Origin of the sequence: Novosphingobium sp. HII-3 (assembly GCF_002916655.1) — a bacterium.
GTDB classification, from domain to species: domain Bacteria; phylum Pseudomonadota; class Alphaproteobacteria; order Sphingomonadales; family Sphingomonadaceae; genus Novosphingobium; species Novosphingobium panipatense.
This window is the reverse complement of record NZ_PPSM01000017.1, coordinates 23,896-40,490: the sequence shown is the minus strand read 5'-3', so window position 1 is coordinate 40,490 and position 16,595 is coordinate 23,896. Positions and strand designations below refer to the sequence as shown.

The window sequence follows — 16,595 nt, the reverse complement described above, 5'->3', positions numbered from 1 at the left end:
GCTCTCGAGCCCCGCAGCCTGTTTCGGGATACTGCCTGGGACATGATGCTAGAGCTGTTCATCAGCGGGGAGGAGGGCGGCATCCTCTTTGTCAAACAACTCATGATTGCCTCGGGCGAGTCCGCCGCCTCTGCGATGCGACGCATTGACAGGCTGGAGAGCGCAGGCTTTCTTGAGCGCATCCCCGACATGCTGGACCAGCGGCGCGTCATTGTTCAGCTTACCTCCAAGGGGCGGACGGCGATGCTTGCCATGCTCGATGAGGTCTTTGGTGCGCCACCCGCGGCGCCTGCGACACCGCGGCCATTCGTGCCCAGAGCAGCGGCTGCGGATGAGCCATTGGCCCCGCAGCGGTAAAACGCCGATGGCGCACCGGGAGCCTTGACGCACTGATACCCTTCGCGGCAACTCTGCCGTATGCGAAACGCCCGTAGAACACCCTCCCGCTCGCGCCTGCTGCCCGTGATGGCGGTCGTGGGTCTGCTTGCACTCGTCTGGTACTATTTCTCAGTTGCGCCCGGCAGGGATGCGAGCACCACCGGCGAAAGACTGGTGACGGCGCGGGGTGATCTCGCGGCGGATGAGAAGGCTACGATCGAGCTCTTCGAGAAGTCACGGGGATCGGTCGTCTTCATCTCCACCTCCCAACTTGTTCAGGATGCCTGGACCCGCAATATTTTTTCCACGCCTCAGGGTTCCGGTTCCGGCTTTATCTGGGATGACGCGGGACACGTGGTAACTAACTTCCATGTGATACAGGGCGCTTCGGGCGCGACGGTGCAACTGGCGGATGGGCGCAAGTACCAGGCGGCGCTGGTAGGCGTGAGCCCGCAGCATGATCTGGCACTGCTGCGCATCGGCGTCGGGCTGCGCCGCCCGCGTCCCGTACCGCTGGGCACGAGCGCAGACCTCAAGGTCGGCCAGAAGGTGTTCGCCATCGGCAATCCCTTCGGCCTCGACTGGACCTTCACCACGGGTATCATTTCAGCCCTGAACCGCACGCTTCCAAGCGAGAGCGGACCCGACATCCAGCAGCTCATACAGACCGATGCAGCTATCAACCCCGGAAACTCCGGGGGGCCGCTGCTGGACTCAAGCGGGCGTCTCATCGGGATCAACACGGCGATCTACAGTCCCTCGGGAGCGTCGGCCGGGATCGGTTTCGCTGTTCCGGTCGACACTGTCCGGCGCGTGATACCGCAGCTTGCCCGCAGCGGACGGTATGTGCGACCCTCGCTTGGCATTGAGGTGGATGAGCAGGTCAACGCACGGTTGAACGAGCGGACGGGTGCCAAGGGCGTCTTTGTGCTGGCGGTGCAATCCGGCTCCCCGGCAGCGGCGGCAGGCCTGTCCGGCATGGCGACCGGCCCGCAGGGCGTAACGCCGGGCGACATTATCACAGCCGTGGAAGGGCGGGAGGTTCCTACGGTGGGCGCGTTGCTGTCACGGCTCGATGACTTCAAGGTCGGCGATGTGGTCACGCTGACCGTCATGAAGCAGGAGCAGGAGCGGCAGGTGCGGGTCGAGTTGGGAGCGGACGGCAGCGCAAGCTGACGCGCTCCTATCGGCCGTCTTGTCTTGGCGGGAGGCCGCGAGTTACAGGGCGCCGGACGCCATCAGTCCGGGGAGGAATGGCAGAAGCTCTCGAGCCAGGAATCCCAATGGCCCGACGGTTTCGGCGCAGCGCCTGCCCGCTTCCCCATGGAGCCAGACGGACCAGGCGGCAGCACACAGGGGATCGCACCCACGCGCCAGTATGCCGCCGACCACACCGGCAAGCACATCGCCCGATCCGCCCGTGGCAAGACCCACGCCCCCGCCTCCGTAGAAGAGGAGCCTTCCGTCAGGATGCGCAATCCATGTGCTGGCGCCCTTCAATACGACGACACTGCCGAACTGCCGGGCAGCAGCAAGAGCCGCGCGGGCGCGATCATCCTCGATCTCCTCGGCGGTGAGGCCGAGCATGCCTGCCATCTCTCCGATGTGCGGTGTCAGCACTGCGGGAACATCGCGCGTCCTGAGCTTGTGTGCATGTTCGCCCAGCCTCAGCAGCGCAGCCGCGTCGATGACGACCCCGCCCTTGAAATCCGAGACGGACAGAAGGCCTTCCACCAGCCGGCAGGCCTGGTCTGCGCCGGACATGGCCGGACCGACGATGAGCGTGTCGCATCGCCCAAGCTGAGCCTCGAGGGAAGGGTCGGTGCCCTGCACCTCGCCCGCCTCATCCATCGGGAGAGCGACGACCGCTGCTTCGGGTATCAGCACGCCCAGCGGCAGAGCTGCGCCTTCGACCGTGGCGATGCGGACTTTGCCGGCACCCGCGCGCAAGGCGCCCTCTGCGGTCAGGCGTATTCCGCCCGGCACCGTAATGCTCCCGCCCACGACAAGGACGCGACCGCGCGCATTCTTATCCGTGTTGTTCTCCGGTTGCGGCAGTGGGTGTTCGCGAAGCCACCGGGCATCGATCACAGTCGGGCTTGGCGCCGTGTGCTCAGCCACGGGCAGCGACCATGTGATCGGGCTCCGCAGTGGCAGGCGTGCCTTCCTGCTCCATCGGAGCGACGATGTTGTAGTGAGTCAACGCCAGACGTCCGGCTTCCGGATCGAACCGGTACTGCGTGACAGAGCAGTTTGCGACATCGCCCTGCGCATCTACGGAGAGGATCTCCGCCTCGCTCATCTGCTCGATGATGTACCGCATGCACAGGACGACGACCTGGTGCGCCACGATCATCACGCGCTTGCCGGAATAATGAAGCGATACCGTGTCCAGCAGCGCTCGCAAACGGAAGATGACGTCCACCCAGCTCTCGCCGCCGGGCGGACGGTGATAGAACTTGCCCAACACCTGTCTGAAATGTGCCTGCTCAGGCTGCAATTCGCGGACGCCGGGAGTCGTCAGCCCGTCGAGAATGCCGAATTCCTTTTCGCGCAGGCGCTCGTCGATGCAGATCCGCAGGTCCGGGCTGCACCCACCGGCCGCGCGGAATGCCTCGGCTGTCTGTACCGCGCGGACATAGGGGCTGCACAGGATGACCTCGGGTCGCTCCCCCTCCTCGCCGGACGCGAACCAGCGACCGAGCGCTCCTGCCTGCTCATGGCCTAGATCGGAGAGCGGCACGTCGACGTCGCGATGGTCGAGTTCGATGCGGTGTAGGCCGCCCTCATGAGCCAGATCGCGTGCAACATTGCCTGCGCTCTGGCCATGACGGATCAGCCACAGCACGCTGGGCCAACGCGAGGCCCCTGATCGAGAGTCTGTCATGCCATGACAATGCGGCAGGAGGCAGGCTTGTTCCTGCCGCTATGCTCGCTTTGTCCTCGGCACGAAGCCGGCAGAGGGCGTCATTCGCCGCTCCCCGGCTCCGCCATCCGGCGGTGCATTTCGGCGAGCACCGGGGTTGGCGTGACGTGGCTCGCGGCGGCCTGTATCTTGTTCTTCCATCCCGACACGATGTGAGACTTGCCGGAGAACAGGGCGTCCCAGCCATCCTTTGCGACCTTCGCGGGATCATCCTTTTTGCTGGTGCCCACGTTCGTATCCAGCAGGTCGCCGCGTTCAAAAAACTCGGTTTCCGTGGGGCCAGGCATCAGGGTGGTCAGAGTGACACCTTCCACGCCCTTCAACTCGCCGCGCAGGCCATCGGTGAAGTTGTCGATGAAGGCCTTCGTGGCGTTGTAGACCGCCTGGTATGTGCCGGGCATCAGCCCCGCAATCGAGCCGGTGACAAGCACCTTGCCCGCGTTGCGCGCCACCATGTCCTTGAGCACGCGCTGGAGCAGGTACACCGTGCCTGTGACGTTCGTGTCGATCACGCGGCGCCAGTCGGCGACATCCTGCTCCAGAAAAGCATGACCAAGCCCGCGACCGGCATTGGCACACAGTACGTCTATGGTGGACCCCTGCGCGGCTTCCAGGAGACGGTCCACCCCCTCCATGGTGGACAGGTCACATTCCACGGAGCGGACCTGGGTGCCATGCGCCTCCAGATCGCGGGCGGCGGCCTCGATCAGCGGCTCGTCGGCCGCCACGAGCAGGTCATACCCATTCTGGGCGGCTATATGGGCTAGTTCGAAGCCGATTCCGGTGGAGGCTCCCGTAACGATAGCAAGTTGGCGCATGGCATTCTCCTCAGGTGGCGACGCGGTCCATGTCGGGCTTCAGAACGATTTTGGTGACCTCGTTCTGCTTGTCATGGAACATGCGGTACCCGTCGGGCCCCTGGCTCAGCGGCAGGCGGTGGCTGATGAGGAAGGTCGTGTCGATCTTGCCTTCCATGATGGCGTTCAGCAGGCCGGGCAGATAACGCTGCACGTGAGTCTGACCCGTCTTGAGTGTCAGGCCCTTTTCCATGAAGGCACCCAGCGGGAACTTGTCCACGAAGCCGCCATAAACGGCCGGCATGGAGACGCGCCCGCCCTTCCGACAGGCGATGATCGCCTGGCGGATGGAATGAGGGCGGTCCGTGCCGAGGAACAGAGACGCTTTGATCTGGTCGATGACGTTGTCGACGAAGAAGCCGTGTGCTTCGAGCCCGACAGCGTCGATGACCGCGTCCGGACCGATGCCGCCGGTCATCTCCATCAGCGCTTCGTAGGTTTTGGTTTCCTCGAAGTTGATCGTCTCGGCGCCGAACTTCTTCGCAAGTTCAAGGCGATGCGGGAAATGGTCGATGGCGATCACCCGCTCCGCGCCCATCAGGAAGGCGGATTGAACCGAGAAGAGGCCGACCGGCCCGCAGCCCCAGACGGCGACGGTGTCGCCGGGCTCGATCTCCGCATATTCGGCTGCCTGCCACCCGGTCGGAAGGATATCGGAGAGGAACAGCACCTTGTCGTCCTCCACGCCGTCCGGAACCACGATGGGCCCAACGTCGGAGAACGGTACGCGGACATACTCAGCCTGGCCGCCAGCATAGCCGCCGGTCATGTGGCTGTACCCGAACAGGCCGGACATCGGCTGTCCGTACAGTTCCTGAGCGATGTCCTGGTTATCGGCCGGGTTGCCGTTGTCGCAGGCGGAGTACTGCTGCTTTCCGCAATGATAGCAACTGCCGCAGGAGATTGTGAAGGGAACGACGACCCGCTGCCCCTTCTTCAAGGTCGATTCCGGTCCCGTCTCGACGACTTCGCCCATGAACTCGTGGCCAAGGATGTCTCCCGCCTTCATGGTCGGTATGTAGCCGTCATAAAGATGCAGGTCCGAGCCGCAAATGGCGGTGGACGTGACCTTGATGATGGCGTCACGGGGATTTACGATTTCGGGATCGTCAACTGTATCGACGCGTACGTCGTGCTTGCCGTGCCAGGCGAGAGCGCGCATCAGGCCATCTCCTCTTCGTGCTGCTTGCGGGTACGCGCGTTGGTGGCGATTTCGCCTGTTTCCATCAGCTGCTTGAAGCGCCGTAGGTCACGCCGGGCCTGGATGCCGGGCTCACGCTGCGAAAGTTTGGCGATAGCCTTGCCGACCAGCCCGGCGGGGGCATCGTACAGGATCGTCGCGGTCACGACCGTGCCGCGCAGGCCCGCGTCGCGAAATTCGATACGGCCGCTGTTCGAAATGTCGGACGCGTCCTTGGAGGCCCAGGCGATCGCTTCGTCGGGCAGGTCCTGCGTGATCGTCGCGTCCCATTCGACTTCCTTGCCGCCGGGGCCTTTGACCACCCAGTGGCTGGTCTGCTGATCGATCACATCGATCCGGACTATGTTGTCCATGATCTTCGGCAGGTTGGAGAAGTCTCGCCAGAAGCGGTAGAGTTCGGCTTTTGGCCTGTTGATCGTCACGGAGCGGGCAAGGAGGTCCCCGCCTCGCGCTTCCAGGCCCAGAGAGGCCGCATCCTGCGAGGAATGGCCGTCCTTCTTCGTAGAGAGCGGCGCGTCGTCGCCAGCATCAGTCATGATAGCTCCTGCTTTTGCGGGTGGTCGGTGGTTGCGGATGGATCAACGGGTAAGATCACCATCGCGCCGTTCTTCTTCCGGGTAATCCTCGGGGTGGACCTTGCTCACCAAAGGACGATCCTCCACCTTTTCGGGCGGCTGACTGCCCTCGGCTCGAGAATCGTGAAACTCGTCAGGGCGTGCATCGCCAAACGTGCCTCTGGGTGTCTTGGACGGCTTGGTCGGATCGGGTCCGCGATCGTCCTTGTCGAAACTGGTCATGATGAGCCTTCCATGTCTGCACGTCTGTCAAGCGCAGGAGTGAACCTGCGTTCCGCCCATCCCGGCAAAGACAACCTGCATCAAGCAAGCCTTGTTCCCGGGAAAGACGTGGTCCGAGCCGGTCGTACGGCGGCCGGTTGCCTGGCTCCGGTGCGCCGCAGCACCATGTTTACGGCGCTTTCGACGGGATGCCGTATCGGCAGGTTAAGGAACGGTAAGCGTTGGCAACCGAGCGGCGCCTTGCCCGTTTGAGAGGCGGTTTATGACCGCCCCATGGCCCACGGTTCCGCGCTTTGCTGACGCCCAGGAACCCCGTTCACGCGAGTATGCCGATGCCCCTGACAATAAACGGAACGGATCATGACTTCACCGGCGATCCGCGCACCACGCTTCTCGATTTTCTGCGCGACGGATGCGGTCTGACCGGCACCAAGAAGGGCTGTGACCACGGGCAATGCGGCGCCTGCACCGTGCTGGTGAACGGTCAGCGGATCAACAGCTGCCTCACCCTTGCCGTCATGCACGAGGGCGATGCGGTCACCACCATCGAGGGGTTCGGAACGCCCGAAGAGCTGCACCCGCTTCAGGAGGCGTTCGTAAGGCATGACGGATTCCAATGCGGCTACTGCACGCCGGGACAGATCTGTTCAGCGAAAGCCATGCTGGACGAGGCGGCGAACGGGTGGGCCAGTTTCGTCAGTGACGATATCACCGCCCCTGTTTCGCTGACACGCGACGAAATCCGCGAGCGCATGAGCGGCAATCTGTGCCGTTGCGGAGCCTATTCGAACATTGTCGACGCCATCGCTGAAGTTGTGGAGGCCGGACGATGAAAGGCTTCGACTACAGCCGGGCAGAGGCCGTCACGCACGCGGCGGAACAGGCCCGCGAAGGTGCCCGGTTGATCGCCGGCGGCACGAACCTGCTGGATCTGATGAAGCTGGAGATCGAGCGGCCGGACGCCCTGGTCGACATCAACCGCCTGGAACTTGGCGGGATCGAGCGGACGGAGGGCGGGCTGCGCATCGGCGCGCTCGTCTCCAACAGCGCATGCGCCGCCGATGAGCGGATCAGGCGTGACTATCCCATATTGGCCCGGGCGATCCTTGCCGGAGCAACCTTCCAGTTGCGCAACAAGGCCACCACTGGCGGCAACCTGTGCCAGCGGACCCGGTGCTACTACTTCTACAACAGGGACCAGCCCTGCAACAAGCGGGAGCCGGGAACCGGCTGCGGCGCCATCGGCGGGGTGAACCGGATACATGCGATACTGGGTGCCAGTGAGGCCTGCATCGCAACTTATCCCGGCGACATGGCAGTGGCCCTGGCGGCCCTCGATGCTTCGGTAGAAGTCTCCGGCAGGGATGGCAGCGCGCGGATGATACCGGTCCGCGCGTTTCACCGCTTGCCCGGCGACCATCCGGAACGCGATAACGTGCTGGAAGCGGGGGAGGTCATCACCGCCGTCGTTCTTCCCGAGCCTGTGGGTGGTACGCAGATCTACCGTAAGGTGCGCGACCGTTCGTCCTATGCTTTCGCACTGGTCTCCGTCGCCTGCGTGATTGCCATGGAGGAGGGCCGGATCGGCAGGGCCTCCCTTGCCTTCGGGGGCCTGGCGCACAAGCCCTGGCACGACCCGGGGGTGGAGGAGCTGCTCGTCGGCAACGAACCTTCGGATGCCTTGTTCGACAAAGCCGCCGATGTTCTGCTCGCCGAAGCGAAGGGGCAGGGCGCCAACGATTTCAAGATACCCATGACGCGCCGTGTCCTGAAGGGCGTGCTGCGTGAAGCGACAGGGAGAGCCGTGTGACCAGCGTCTACACGATGGATGAGCCTGACGAACGCAACCGCCTTGATGCCATGGCGCAAGGTGTGATTGGAAAGCCGCTGGACCGCCTCGAAGGCCCGCTGAAGGTGTCCGGAAAGGCGACCTACGCTGCCGAGTACCGGATACCGAACTGCGTTGAAGGCGTGCTGGTGACCGCCACCATCGCTCGGGGGCAAGTTACCGCGATCGACGACGAGGCCGTGCTCCAGATGCCCGGCGTGATTGCGGTGCTTTCCGATGATCGCATGACGGCGCGGGCGGCGCAGGGCGGTGCGGGCAAGTCCCCCGTGCGCAAGGTCCGCGACGTGCAGTACTACGGGCAGCCGGTGGCCCTCGTCGTCGCGAAGACGTTCGAACAGGCGCGCCATGCCGCGAAGCACCTGCGCATTCGCTATCGGGAGGAGCCGGACCCTCTTGTGGACCCGGAGGACGAGCGCGCCACCTTCGAGCCCTTCGAGGATCCGACGGTCCAGGGCGACCTCGACCAGGCGATGGACGCGGCGGCGCATGCCGTGGATGTCGTCTACACGACCGAAGGCCACAACAGTGCCGCGATGGAGCCGCATGCCAGCATCGCCGAGTGGGACGGCAAGACGCTGACGCTTCACTCAAGCCTGCAGATGCTGCGCTTCAATCGCAAGGAACTTGCGGATGCGCTTGGGCTGGATGCCGACAACGTCCGTCTTGCTTCCCCCTATGTGGGCGGCGGTTTCGGATCCAAGCTCGGCATCAGCCCGGAAGGCGCGGCCGCATCGGTTGCTGCCATCACCCTGAAACGCCCGGTTCGCGTCGTCCTGCTGCGCCAGCAGGTCTTCCAGTGCATCATGCGCCGTTCCGAAACGCGTCAGCGTCTTCGGCTGGCGGCGGACGCGGAGGGGCGCCTGATAGGCTTCGGCCATGAAGCATGGGTATCCAACCTGCCGGAGGAGGAGTTTGCCGAACCCGTGCTTCAGGCGAGCGAGTTCCTCTATCCGGGTGACGACCGGAAGCTTGATCTGGAGGTCACCCGCATCCACCGCGTAACGGCGGGTTCCGTCCGGGCCCCCGGTGAAGCTGTGGGCATGCAGGCGCTCGAAGGGGCCATGGACGAACTGGCCCTCGCGATGGAGATCGATCCTGTCGAACTGCGCCTGCGCAACATACCGGAACGGCATCCGACGCTCGATATCCCTTATAGCTCCCGCAAGCTGGAGGAGTGCCTGCGCAAAGGCGCGGAGCGTTTCGACTGGGATGGGGCGGACCGCACACCCTGCAAGAAGCGCGAAGGCGACTGGTGGATCGGCACGGGAATGGCGACCGCGACGCGCGTACACAACCTTAACAAGGCGGAAGCCCGGGTGACATTCCGCGCGGACGGCAGTGTCGAGGTCGCCAGTGACATGACGGATATCGGCACCGGGACGTACACGGTTCTCCAGCAGATCGCGGCGGAAATGCTGGGCGTCGATCCAGGAAGGGTGGAGGTGCACCTTGGCGACACCGATTTTCCGCCGGGCTCGGGCTCGGGGGGCAGCTGGGGCGCTGCGTCCACCGGCTCTGCCGTGTTCCAGGCGTGCGAAGGTATCCGCAGCAAGCTGGCAGCGAAGCTGGGCTGCGCCGAGGACGAACTGACGCTCAAGGATGGCCATGCCGTCACCGGCAACCGTCGCATCGCGATCGCGGACCTGCTGGGAGACGAGGCTCTCACCGAACATGCCCGTTTCAAGCCGGGCAAGATAACCGAGGCGTTCGCTGCGGCGATGTACGGCGCGTTCTTCGCGGAAGTCGCGGTCAACGTCTATTCGGGGGAGGTGCGCGTGCGCCGTTTTACCGGCGCCTTCTCGATGGGACGTGTGCTCAACGCAAAGACTGCCACCTCGCAGTGCATGGGCGGCATGGTCTGGGGGATAGGCAGTGCCTTGACGGAGGAACTGGCGTTCGACCAACGCGACGGCCATATCGTGAACCCCGACCTTGCCGAATACCACGTGCCGGTGAACCTCGACGTTCCGCACCTCGATGTCCTGCTGGTGGAGGAACGCGATCCGGCGGGAAGCCCACTGCAGGCCAAGGGCGTGGGGGAACTGGGGATATGCGGTGCGGCGGGCGCCATCGCGAACGCGATCCACCACGCCTGCGGTGTTCGTGTGCGAAGTTTCCCGATCACTCCTGACAAGGTGCTGGCGGGTCTTCCGGAAGTCTGACGTGAAGGAGCTATAGCATGCGCCGGGATGGAATGACGCGCGCCGCGGCGGTATTGCTGGTTACAGGTGCCGCTGCCCTTGGCCTCTACCGATCGTGGCTGAAGCGCTCGGGCGCGGCGCGACCGGAAAGGGTCGGTTATCCGCCGCTCGGAACGCCGAAATACATCGACGACGGCCTGTGGATCGTGGACGATACGATGGTCGCCAGCGGCCTGTCCTTGCCCATTCGGATGACGGTGCTGCGTCTCGAGGATGGAAGTCTCCTGCTTCACTCCCCCACCACGCATACGCCCGCGCTGGAGGCATCCCTGAACGCGCTGGGCACGGTGCGCCATCTGGTGGCGCCGGGCACCGCCCATTGGACTCACCTGACGGAGTGGCAGAAGGTCTTTCCGCAAGCGACGACCTGGGCGGTTCCGGGGCTGCGAAACCGCCTGCAGGTGCGGCTATCGGGGGTGCGGATAGACCGCGACCTTGGCGACAGGGAACCTGCGGAGTGGCAGCCCTCCCTCTCCCAGGGGCTGATCCGGGGCGCTGGCTTCTGCGAAAGTTTCCTGTTTCACGTCCCGAGCCGGACGCTGATCCTGTGCGACACTATCCAGAACCTCGTGCCCTCCAAGCTGCCGCCCGTCACACGCTTCGCGGCGCAGGCGGCATGCGGTACAGAGGGAAAAACGGCGCACCACGTTCGCATGGCCCTTCGCCTCGGCGGCCATGACGCGCGCGCGAACATCGACGCGATGCTCCGGCTGCAGCCCGAGCGCGTGCTCTTCGCACACGGTGACCCTTTCGAACATGACGCGGCTGCCCGGCTTTGGAGGGCATTCGCCTGGATGGACGAAAAGGAGAGCGACCCGGCGCGATCGTTCTCCCGCCTCACAAGGAGAAGACCATGATCCGCAGCCTGGCAGGAAGACGAGTTGTCATAACAGGTGCCTCCAGCGGCATCGGCGCCGCCACGGCCATAGCTTTCGCGCGCGAAGGTGCCCGGCTGATCCTCGCCGCCCGCGGAGAAGCAGGGCTCAGGGACATAGCGGCACGCTGCCAGGAGTTCGGCGCGAGCGTGGAGACGCGCATCGTCGATGTGACCGACGCGGAGGCGATCGGCGAACTGACCCGCTTCGCGCGTGAGCATATGGGCGGGGTGGACCTGTGGTTCAGTTGCGTCGGGGTTGGCGTAATGGGCAAGTACCAGGATGTGCCCCTTGCCGATCATGTGCAGGTTCTCCAGGCGAACCTTCTCAGTCACATGACCGAAGCCCATGCGGTTCTGCCGATCTTTCTGGAGCAGGGCCGGGGAACCTGGGTAAACATGATTTCCATAGGCGGCTTCGTGGCCACGCCTTATGCAGCGGCCTACGCGGCCAGCAAATTCGGGCTCCGGGGTTTCAGCGAGGCTCTGCGGGGAGAACTGTCGAAGAACCCGCACATTCACATCTGCGACGTCTATCCGACGTTTGTCGATACCCCGGCCATCGGCCACGCCGGTAATTACACAGGCGCGAAACTGTCCTATCCGCCCGGCGCTCTGCCTCCCGAGAAGGTCGCGCAGGCGGTCGTGAAGCTTGCCCACCGGCCGCGCAATTCCACGTTTGTCGGCGGGCCGGGCATCGGCATGAAACTGCTGCAGTTCGCCACCCCCAATGCCAGCGCGGCGATGTTGAACGGCTTCCTCGACATCTGGTCGCGGCGAGCGGAGCGGGGTGAGGATACGAAGGGCACCTTGTTCGATCCGCCTTCGAATGCCAGCGGACCAGACGCGCACACCCGGCGCACCGATTTGCGGCGAAAGGCTGCCGCTGGGGCGGGCGCGCTGGCAGCGGCAGGCGGGCTGACGGCGGCCGCCCTGCTGCTGAGGAAACGGCGCGGGCGCTGACCAGTCGGTTCGGCGCCGTCCTGCGCAGTCGTCCGGTCAAGACGCGAAGCTTCAGACCGTGACGGCTGATCTCCGCTGCCCTTCCGATCCGAAGACGCGCCGGTAGCGTTCGATGTTGTCCGGATGGCCGGTGGCCTTCTCGGGGTTGTCCGACAGCTTCACGGCGGGACGGCCATTGGCGCTCGTCACCTTGCATACGAGAGAGATGGGCTCCAGCCCGGTGCGGCCATCCGGATCGCAGCCTCGGAAGTCGTTTGTAAGATTCGTTCCCCAACCGAAGCTCAGGCGCACGCGCCCATGAAAGTGGCGATACGTGTCTTCTATGGTGTCGATGTCCATCCCGTCCGAGAAGATGAGGAGCCTGGTGCGCGGGTCGACACCATGCTGTTCCCACCATCGGATGATCTGTTCCCCGCCTTCGATCGGCGGGGCGCTGTCAGGACGGAAACCGGTCCAGTCGGCGAGCCAGGAAGGCGCATTCTTGAGGAAGGATGCGGTTCCGAAGGCATCCGGCAAGGCGACGAGAAGGTTGCCGTTGTAGTGCGCGCGCCACTCCTCAAGCACCCGATAGGGCGCGTGCAGCAGCGCCTCGTCCGTATCGGCAAGGGCGGCGGCCACCATCGGAAGTTCATGCGCGTTCGTGCCGATCGCCTCGAGGTCAGCGTCCATGGCGAGCAGCACGTTAGAGGTGCCGATGAATCTCTCCCTCAGCCCTTCCTTCAAGGCCTCGACGCACCAGCGCTGCCACAGGAAGCCATGGCGCCTGCGCGTGCCGAAGTCGGATAGGATCAGATCGTCAAGCTGGCGCAGGCGTTCCACCTTCTCCCAGAGCCGCGCCTTCGCACGGGCGTAAAGAATGTCGAGCGCCAGTTCGCCCTTGTCGCGCATGGCGGCCCGGGCGCGCAGCTCATTGATGATGGTGAGCGCGGGGATCTCCCACATCGACGTATGCGTCCACGGACCTTCGAAGCGCAAGTCAAACTGTCCGTCCACGATCCGCAGGTCGTATTCGGGCAGGCGGAACGCCGACAGCCAATTGATAAAGTCGGGGGCGAACATCTGCTGCTTGCCGTAGAACGTGTTGCCGGCGAGCCAGATCAGCTCCTTCTTCGCGAAACGGATGGTGCGGGCATGATCCAGCTGTGCGCGTAGTTCCGCCTCATCGATCACTTCCGCGAGGCGCACGGTGCGGCTGCGATTGATGACCGAGAACGTGGCCTGCACGTCCCCGTGCAGATGGCGGATCAGCTGCAGCATCAGCAGCTTGTAGAAGTCGGTGTCCAGCAGACTGCGGACGATCGGATCCAGCCTGAAGTTGTGATCGTAAGTCCGTTTAGCGATATTCGTGACAGGCATGGTCGGGTCCTTCCGCAGAAGGTAACGGTTGGGAGCTGCGCTGTTCCATCGCTTTTCTGATTGCGCAGCAGGTTCTTTCCGGTTTTCGCCTTAGATGGGCCAAGTCGCGCGATGGTAGGCCGAATCCCAGAACATCCATTCGAAGCGGGTCGCGATGCGGAAAGCGTCAGCCATCGCGCGACGCGTACCTGTTCCGGCGTTCGAGGCCGCCTCGTCGACGAGGGCGCGGACGCGGGCGGTCGCCTCGCCGAAGGATGGAGCGGCGTAGGTGTCGATCCATGCCGAATAGGGGTTTGGCGCGGCGGCACGGGGTTTAATCGCGCAGCCGACTTCCCAGTACACCCAAAAGCACGGCAATATGGCCGCGATCAGCTCCTCGTAGCTACGCGTTGCGGCGAGCGCCGAAAGATAGCTGGTGTAGCCGAGGCATGCCGGCGTGGCCTCGCTGTTGGCGGCCATCTGCGCCGTCACGCCGAAGCTTGCGAAGAAGGCTTGGTGCAGGGCCTCTTCCACCTGTACGGCGACTTTGGCGCCATCCGAAAACTCCAGCCGCCCGGCGGCGGTCGGCGCGCGCGCGGCGGCAAGCGCGAGCGCCCGGGAGTACTCGGCCAAATAGAGGCTGTCCTGCACGATGTAGTGCCGGAAGCTTTCCGGGGGCAGCGTTCCCGCGGCCAGTTCGGCCAGGAACGGGTGAGCGAGAATGGACCGGCGCAGCGGTTCGACATCTTGCCAGATTTCGTCGCAGAAGCTCATCGTGAAACCTTCTTCAGAAGCGGCGGCTGGCGCCAAGGCCGAACTGACGGCCGGTGTTGATGGTGAAGCTGTCGAACGGGCCGTCCGGTCCGAGACCGAGCAGGAGTGGCAGTTGCTGCTGGCCGAAGGCGGAGATGGCCCAGCGTTTGTCGAACAGGTTCTTCGCCCACAGATCCAAGGTCCAGCTGCCGAGGGCCACACCCACGCGCCCGTCGACCGACGTGTACCCGGGCGAATGCAGGATGTTGTCGATCTCGAAGTCCACCCGCGACACGTAGGCGACGGAGAGCCGCGCATCGATGATCGCGACTCCGGCCGCTCCGCTCCAGTCAAGGCCGCCGTTCAGCGTCCAGTCCGGCGCGTTCGGCGTCCGCTTGCCCCTGAGGTCGAGGATTGCGGGCTCGCCCGGCTCCGGTGTCGGGTTGGGAGTCGTGTAGCGACCCACGCGGCTGCGGGTCCAGGCCATGCCGCCATCGACGCGGAAGCCCTGCCCCACGTCGGCCTGAGCGGCCGCTTCGATGCCATGGACATCGACGCGCGGCACCGAAAGCACGACCGAGTTGCCGAGGAAGACAGTGTTCTGGAAATTGCGATAGTCGGTGACGAAGCCGGCAAGCGACAACCGCACCCGATCGTCCGCCACCTGCGCCTTGATGCCCGCTTCCAATGCCTTTGTCGTTTCCGCCGCGAAGTCTGCCGTCCAGATGTCGCTCGGCCCTGGCAGGGGGTTGAAGCCGCCGGCCTTGAAGCCAACCGCCCCGGTGACATAGGCCGTCAGGTCGTTAGTAGGGCGCCAAGCCAGCGAAATCTTTGGCTGCCACTTGTCGAAGGTCTGTGCCCGGCGGGCATAAGTCTGACCGCTTTGGGTGCCGAGCGTGTCTTCCTTGCGCCGATCGCGGTCGTAGCGAAGGGCCAGCGTTGCCTCCAAAGCCGGCAGGACATCATACGAACCCTGTGCGAAGATCCCGATCTGGTTGGAGCGGGTTTTCGCCCTCTGCGGTTCGGCTCCGAACAGCAGAGGACCGAGATCATCGGTGCGCCCCCGCTCAGTGCGCTGGAAGAAAAAGCCCATGTGCCAACGGAACGGCCCGGCCCCCCGGGATGCGAGCCGCAGTTCGCTTGTCCAGGCCTGAAGGTCCACCGGCTGTGAAATGGGCTGGATACCGTTGGGAAAGGTCGGTTCGCCGTAGAAGGTCAGCGGCGTGTTCCGGAAATCCAGCTCCTCCACGAAATCCTTGTGGTAATCATCGTAGCCGCCGGTCCATGTGAGGTTCAGATCGTCTCCGAGGGTCTGTTCGAATGTGGCTTGCAGCCCCCACCAGTCGCGGGCAGCGCGTCCTTCGAAATCGCCGAAGGGGTCGGTCAGCGCCTTGCCGGACAGGCGGCCGCCATAAAGCTGCGTGACATTGCCGGACGAGATGTAGGCGGCGCCGCCCTCTTCATCCGCCCAGCCGGCCCGCAGCTTGAGCGTGCTCGTCTCGGTCAGGGCGATCCTTGCCTTCAGGCGCAGGTTGCGGCTGATCTGCCCATCGACTTTCCGGTCAAGGTAGGTGTTGCGGATGAACCCTTCGGTGTTGCGATAAGACCCGGCGAGCCGCAGCGAAACGGTTTCGGAAACGGGCGCATTGGCTACTGCATCCGCCGTCCAGGTGAAGCCGTTGCCGATCCCGAGCGATGCCATGCCGCCGGCCACATCCGTGGGATCCGCCGTTGTGATGTTGACCGCGCCACCCGATGCCGAGCGGCCGAACAGTGCTCCTTGCGGGCCCTTCAGGATTTCGACCCGCTCGAGATCGTAGGTGCGCAGCGTGAAAAGCTCCGCATCGGCGAGTGCCAGCCCGTCCACGACATAGGCGATGGACGGAGACTGGTTGCGGTTGGTGGAGACGCCGCGAACGGAGATGAGGTTCGTCCCCGGATCCTGATCGTTGATCATGAAGATACCGGGCGTCTCGGCGATGAAATCGTCAACCGTGGTCAGGCGCCGGCGCGTGATGTCGTCGCGGCTGAAGACGGCGACCGTGTCCGGCACGGCGATTTCCGCCTCGGGGCGGCCGCGCGCGGTCACGATGATCGGCGCGCCGTCCGCCGCCTCTTCCGCGTGAGCGAGGGGCGTGACGCCACACGCCACGAAAAGGCTGCTGCCAAGCAGCCGGGCGACGGCCACGGTCTTCCAGAGATCTTTACGCACGTCCCTATTCCTCCGCCGGCATGAACCGGATCAGGTTCGCGGGTTTGCAGACTTTGGCACGATTGCCCGGTCCGCCTCTCAGCCCTGGCAGCGCCAGGACACCCCGTGGGTTGAAGGGGGCCGCTTAGGAAACGGCGGATCGGCCGTCAATCGCGCAGGCTGCCGGATTGCAGGTGTCTGCCGGGGGCGGGATCAACATCGCACACACGCGTCGGCAACAGCGGCACCTTCCCCCATGTTGCGAATTGT

The 16,595-nt window shown here is 64.5% G+C and carries 16 protein-coding genes and 1 riboswitch; of the genes, 7 read left to right on the top strand and 9 right to left on the bottom strand.

Annotated elements, in window-relative coordinates:
* Positions 1–42: 42 nt before the first annotated feature.
* A complete protein-coding gene (locus C2R25_RS08245; protein WP_146049630.1) occupies positions 43–357 on the top strand; it encodes a hypothetical protein in 315 nt (104 codons plus the stop codon).
* Between the two features lie 60 nt (positions 358–417).
* Positions 418–1,554, top strand: a complete 1,137-nt coding sequence (locus tag C2R25_RS08240) for a S1C family serine protease (RefSeq protein WP_103728769.1) — start codon at positions 418–420, stop codon at positions 1,552–1,554.
* A gap of 42 nt (positions 1,555–1,596) precedes the next feature.
* Here the strand turns inward: C2R25_RS08240 and C2R25_RS08235 are convergent, their stop codons facing one another.
* The 6 genes from C2R25_RS08235 to C2R25_RS08210 form a co-directional block, all read right to left on the bottom strand.
* Positions 1,597–2,499, bottom strand: a complete 903-nt coding sequence (locus C2R25_RS08235) for an NAD(P)H-hydrate dehydratase (protein WP_103728768.1) — start codon at positions 2,497–2,499, stop codon at positions 1,597–1,599.
* A complete protein-coding gene (locus C2R25_RS08230) occupies positions 2,492–3,265 on the bottom strand; it encodes a histidine phosphatase family protein (RefSeq protein WP_103728767.1) in 774 nt (257 codons plus the stop codon). Before C2R25_RS08230 ends, C2R25_RS08235 begins: the two co-directional genes overlap by 8 nt.
* Before the next feature lie 80 nt (positions 3,266–3,345).
* On the bottom strand, positions 3,346–4,122 hold the full coding sequence (locus C2R25_RS08225; RefSeq protein WP_103728766.1) for an SDR family oxidoreductase: 777 nt from the start codon (positions 4,120–4,122) through the stop codon (positions 3,346–3,348).
* Positions 4,123–4,132: 10 nt separating this feature from the next.
* Positions 4,133–5,323 carry a zinc-dependent alcohol dehydrogenase gene (locus tag C2R25_RS08220; protein ID WP_103728765.1) on the bottom strand — a complete coding sequence of 397 codons (1,191 nt, stop codon included), beginning with the start codon at positions 5,321–5,323 and terminating at the stop codon, positions 4,133–4,135.
* A complete protein-coding gene (locus tag C2R25_RS08215) occupies positions 5,323–5,898 on the bottom strand; it encodes an SRPBCC family protein (RefSeq protein ID WP_103728764.1) in 576 nt (191 codons plus the stop codon). The genes C2R25_RS08220 and C2R25_RS08215 overlap by 1 nt, the downstream gene beginning before the upstream one ends.
* A gap of 42 nt (positions 5,899–5,940) precedes the next feature.
* Complete coding sequence (locus tag C2R25_RS08210; protein ID WP_103728763.1) at positions 5,941–6,159, bottom strand: hypothetical protein; 219 nt, start codon at positions 6,157–6,159, stop codon at positions 5,941–5,943.
* Positions 6,160–6,491: 332 nt separating this feature from the next.
* Here C2R25_RS08210 and C2R25_RS08205 point away from each other — a divergent pair, with 332 nt between their 5' ends.
* The 5 genes from C2R25_RS08205 to C2R25_RS08185 are packed head-to-tail and all read left to right on the top strand — an operon-like array spanning position 6,492 to position 12,046.
* Positions 6,492–6,992: a 2Fe-2S iron-sulfur cluster-binding protein gene (locus tag C2R25_RS08205; protein WP_103728782.1), complete on the top strand. Its 501-nt coding sequence runs from the start codon at positions 6,492–6,494 to the stop codon at positions 6,990–6,992.
* Positions 6,989–7,969 carry a xanthine dehydrogenase family protein subunit M gene (locus C2R25_RS08200; RefSeq protein ID WP_103728762.1) on the top strand — a complete coding sequence of 327 codons (981 nt, stop codon included), beginning with the start codon at positions 6,989–6,991 and terminating at the stop codon, positions 7,967–7,969. Before C2R25_RS08205 ends, C2R25_RS08200 begins: the two co-directional genes overlap by 4 nt.
* Positions 7,970–7,983: 14 nt before the next feature.
* Positions 7,984–10,170, top strand: a complete 2,187-nt coding sequence (locus C2R25_RS08195) for a xanthine dehydrogenase family protein molybdopterin-binding subunit (RefSeq protein WP_103728781.1) — start codon at positions 7,984–7,986, stop codon at positions 10,168–10,170.
* 17 nt (positions 10,171–10,187) lie between these two features.
* Positions 10,188–11,066, top strand: coding sequence for a DUF4336 domain-containing protein (locus C2R25_RS08190; RefSeq protein WP_199183798.1), 879 nt, complete (start codon positions 10,188–10,190; stop codon positions 11,064–11,066).
* On the top strand, positions 11,063–12,046 hold the full coding sequence (locus C2R25_RS08185) for an SDR family oxidoreductase (RefSeq protein ID WP_103728761.1): 984 nt from the start codon (positions 11,063–11,065) through the stop codon (positions 12,044–12,046). The genes C2R25_RS08190 and C2R25_RS08185 overlap by 4 nt, the downstream gene beginning before the upstream one ends.
* Before the next feature lie 51 nt (positions 12,047–12,097).
* Here the strand turns inward: C2R25_RS08185 and pncB are convergent, their stop codons facing one another.
* From pncB to C2R25_RS08170, 3 genes are all read right to left on the bottom strand, one after another.
* On the bottom strand, positions 12,098–13,402 hold the full coding sequence (gene pncB / locus C2R25_RS08180; RefSeq protein WP_103728760.1) for a nicotinate phosphoribosyltransferase: 1,305 nt from the start codon (positions 13,400–13,402) through the stop codon (positions 12,098–12,100).
* A 90-nt stretch (positions 13,403–13,492) separates the two neighbouring features.
* A complete protein-coding gene (tenA, locus tag C2R25_RS08175) occupies positions 13,493–14,155 on the bottom strand; it encodes a thiaminase II (protein ID WP_103728759.1) in 663 nt (220 codons plus the stop codon).
* A gap of 13 nt (positions 14,156–14,168) precedes the next feature.
* On the bottom strand, positions 14,169–16,346 hold the full coding sequence (locus C2R25_RS08170; RefSeq protein ID WP_233203835.1) for a TonB-dependent receptor: 2,178 nt from the start codon (positions 16,344–16,346) through the stop codon (positions 14,169–14,171).
* Positions 16,336–16,462, bottom strand: a riboswitch (TPP riboswitch). It overlaps the preceding gene by 11 nt.
* Between the last annotated feature and the right edge of the window lie 133 nt (positions 16,463–16,595).

Coding starts and splice junctions, on each gene's coding strand:
- C2R25_RS08190 (WP_199183798.1), top strand. CDS start 10,188: ATGCGCCGGGATGGAATGACGCGCGCCGCGGCGGTATTGCTGGTTACA.
- C2R25_RS08200 (WP_103728762.1), top strand. CDS start 6,989: ATGAAAGGCTTCGACTACAGCCGGGCAGAGGCCGTCACGCACGCGGCG.
- C2R25_RS08245 (WP_146049630.1), top strand. CDS start 43: ATGATGCTAGAGCTGTTCATCAGCGGGGAGGAGGGCGGCATCCTCTTT.
- tenA (WP_103728759.1), bottom strand. CDS start 14,155: ATGAGCTTCTGCGACGAAATCTGGCAAGATGTCGAACCGCTGCGCCGG.
- C2R25_RS08215 (WP_103728764.1), bottom strand. CDS start 5,898: ATGACTGATGCTGGCGACGACGCGCCGCTCTCTACGAAGAAGGACGGC.
- C2R25_RS08220 (WP_103728765.1), bottom strand. CDS start 5,323: ATGCGCGCTCTCGCCTGGCACGGCAAGCACGACGTACGCGTCGATACA.
- C2R25_RS08210 (WP_103728763.1), bottom strand. CDS start 6,159: ATGACCAGTTTCGACAAGGACGATCGCGGACCCGATCCGACCAAGCCG.
- C2R25_RS08205 (WP_103728782.1), top strand. CDS start 6,492: ATGCCCCTGACAATAAACGGAACGGATCATGACTTCACCGGCGATCCG.
- C2R25_RS08195 (WP_103728781.1), top strand. CDS start 7,984: ATGGATGAGCCTGACGAACGCAACCGCCTTGATGCCATGGCGCAAGGT.
- C2R25_RS08225 (WP_103728766.1), bottom strand. CDS start 4,122: ATGCGCCAACTTGCTATCGTTACGGGAGCCTCCACCGGAATCGGCTTC.
- pncB (WP_103728760.1), bottom strand. CDS start 13,402: ATGCCTGTCACGAATATCGCTAAACGGACTTACGATCACAACTTCAGG.
- C2R25_RS08230 (WP_103728767.1), bottom strand. CDS start 3,265: ATGACAGACTCTCGATCAGGGGCCTCGCGTTGGCCCAGCGTGCTGTGG.
- C2R25_RS08240 (WP_103728769.1), top strand. CDS start 418: ATGCGAAACGCCCGTAGAACACCCTCCCGCTCGCGCCTGCTGCCCGTG.
- C2R25_RS08185 (WP_103728761.1), top strand. CDS start 11,063: ATGATCCGCAGCCTGGCAGGAAGACGAGTTGTCATAACAGGTGCCTCC.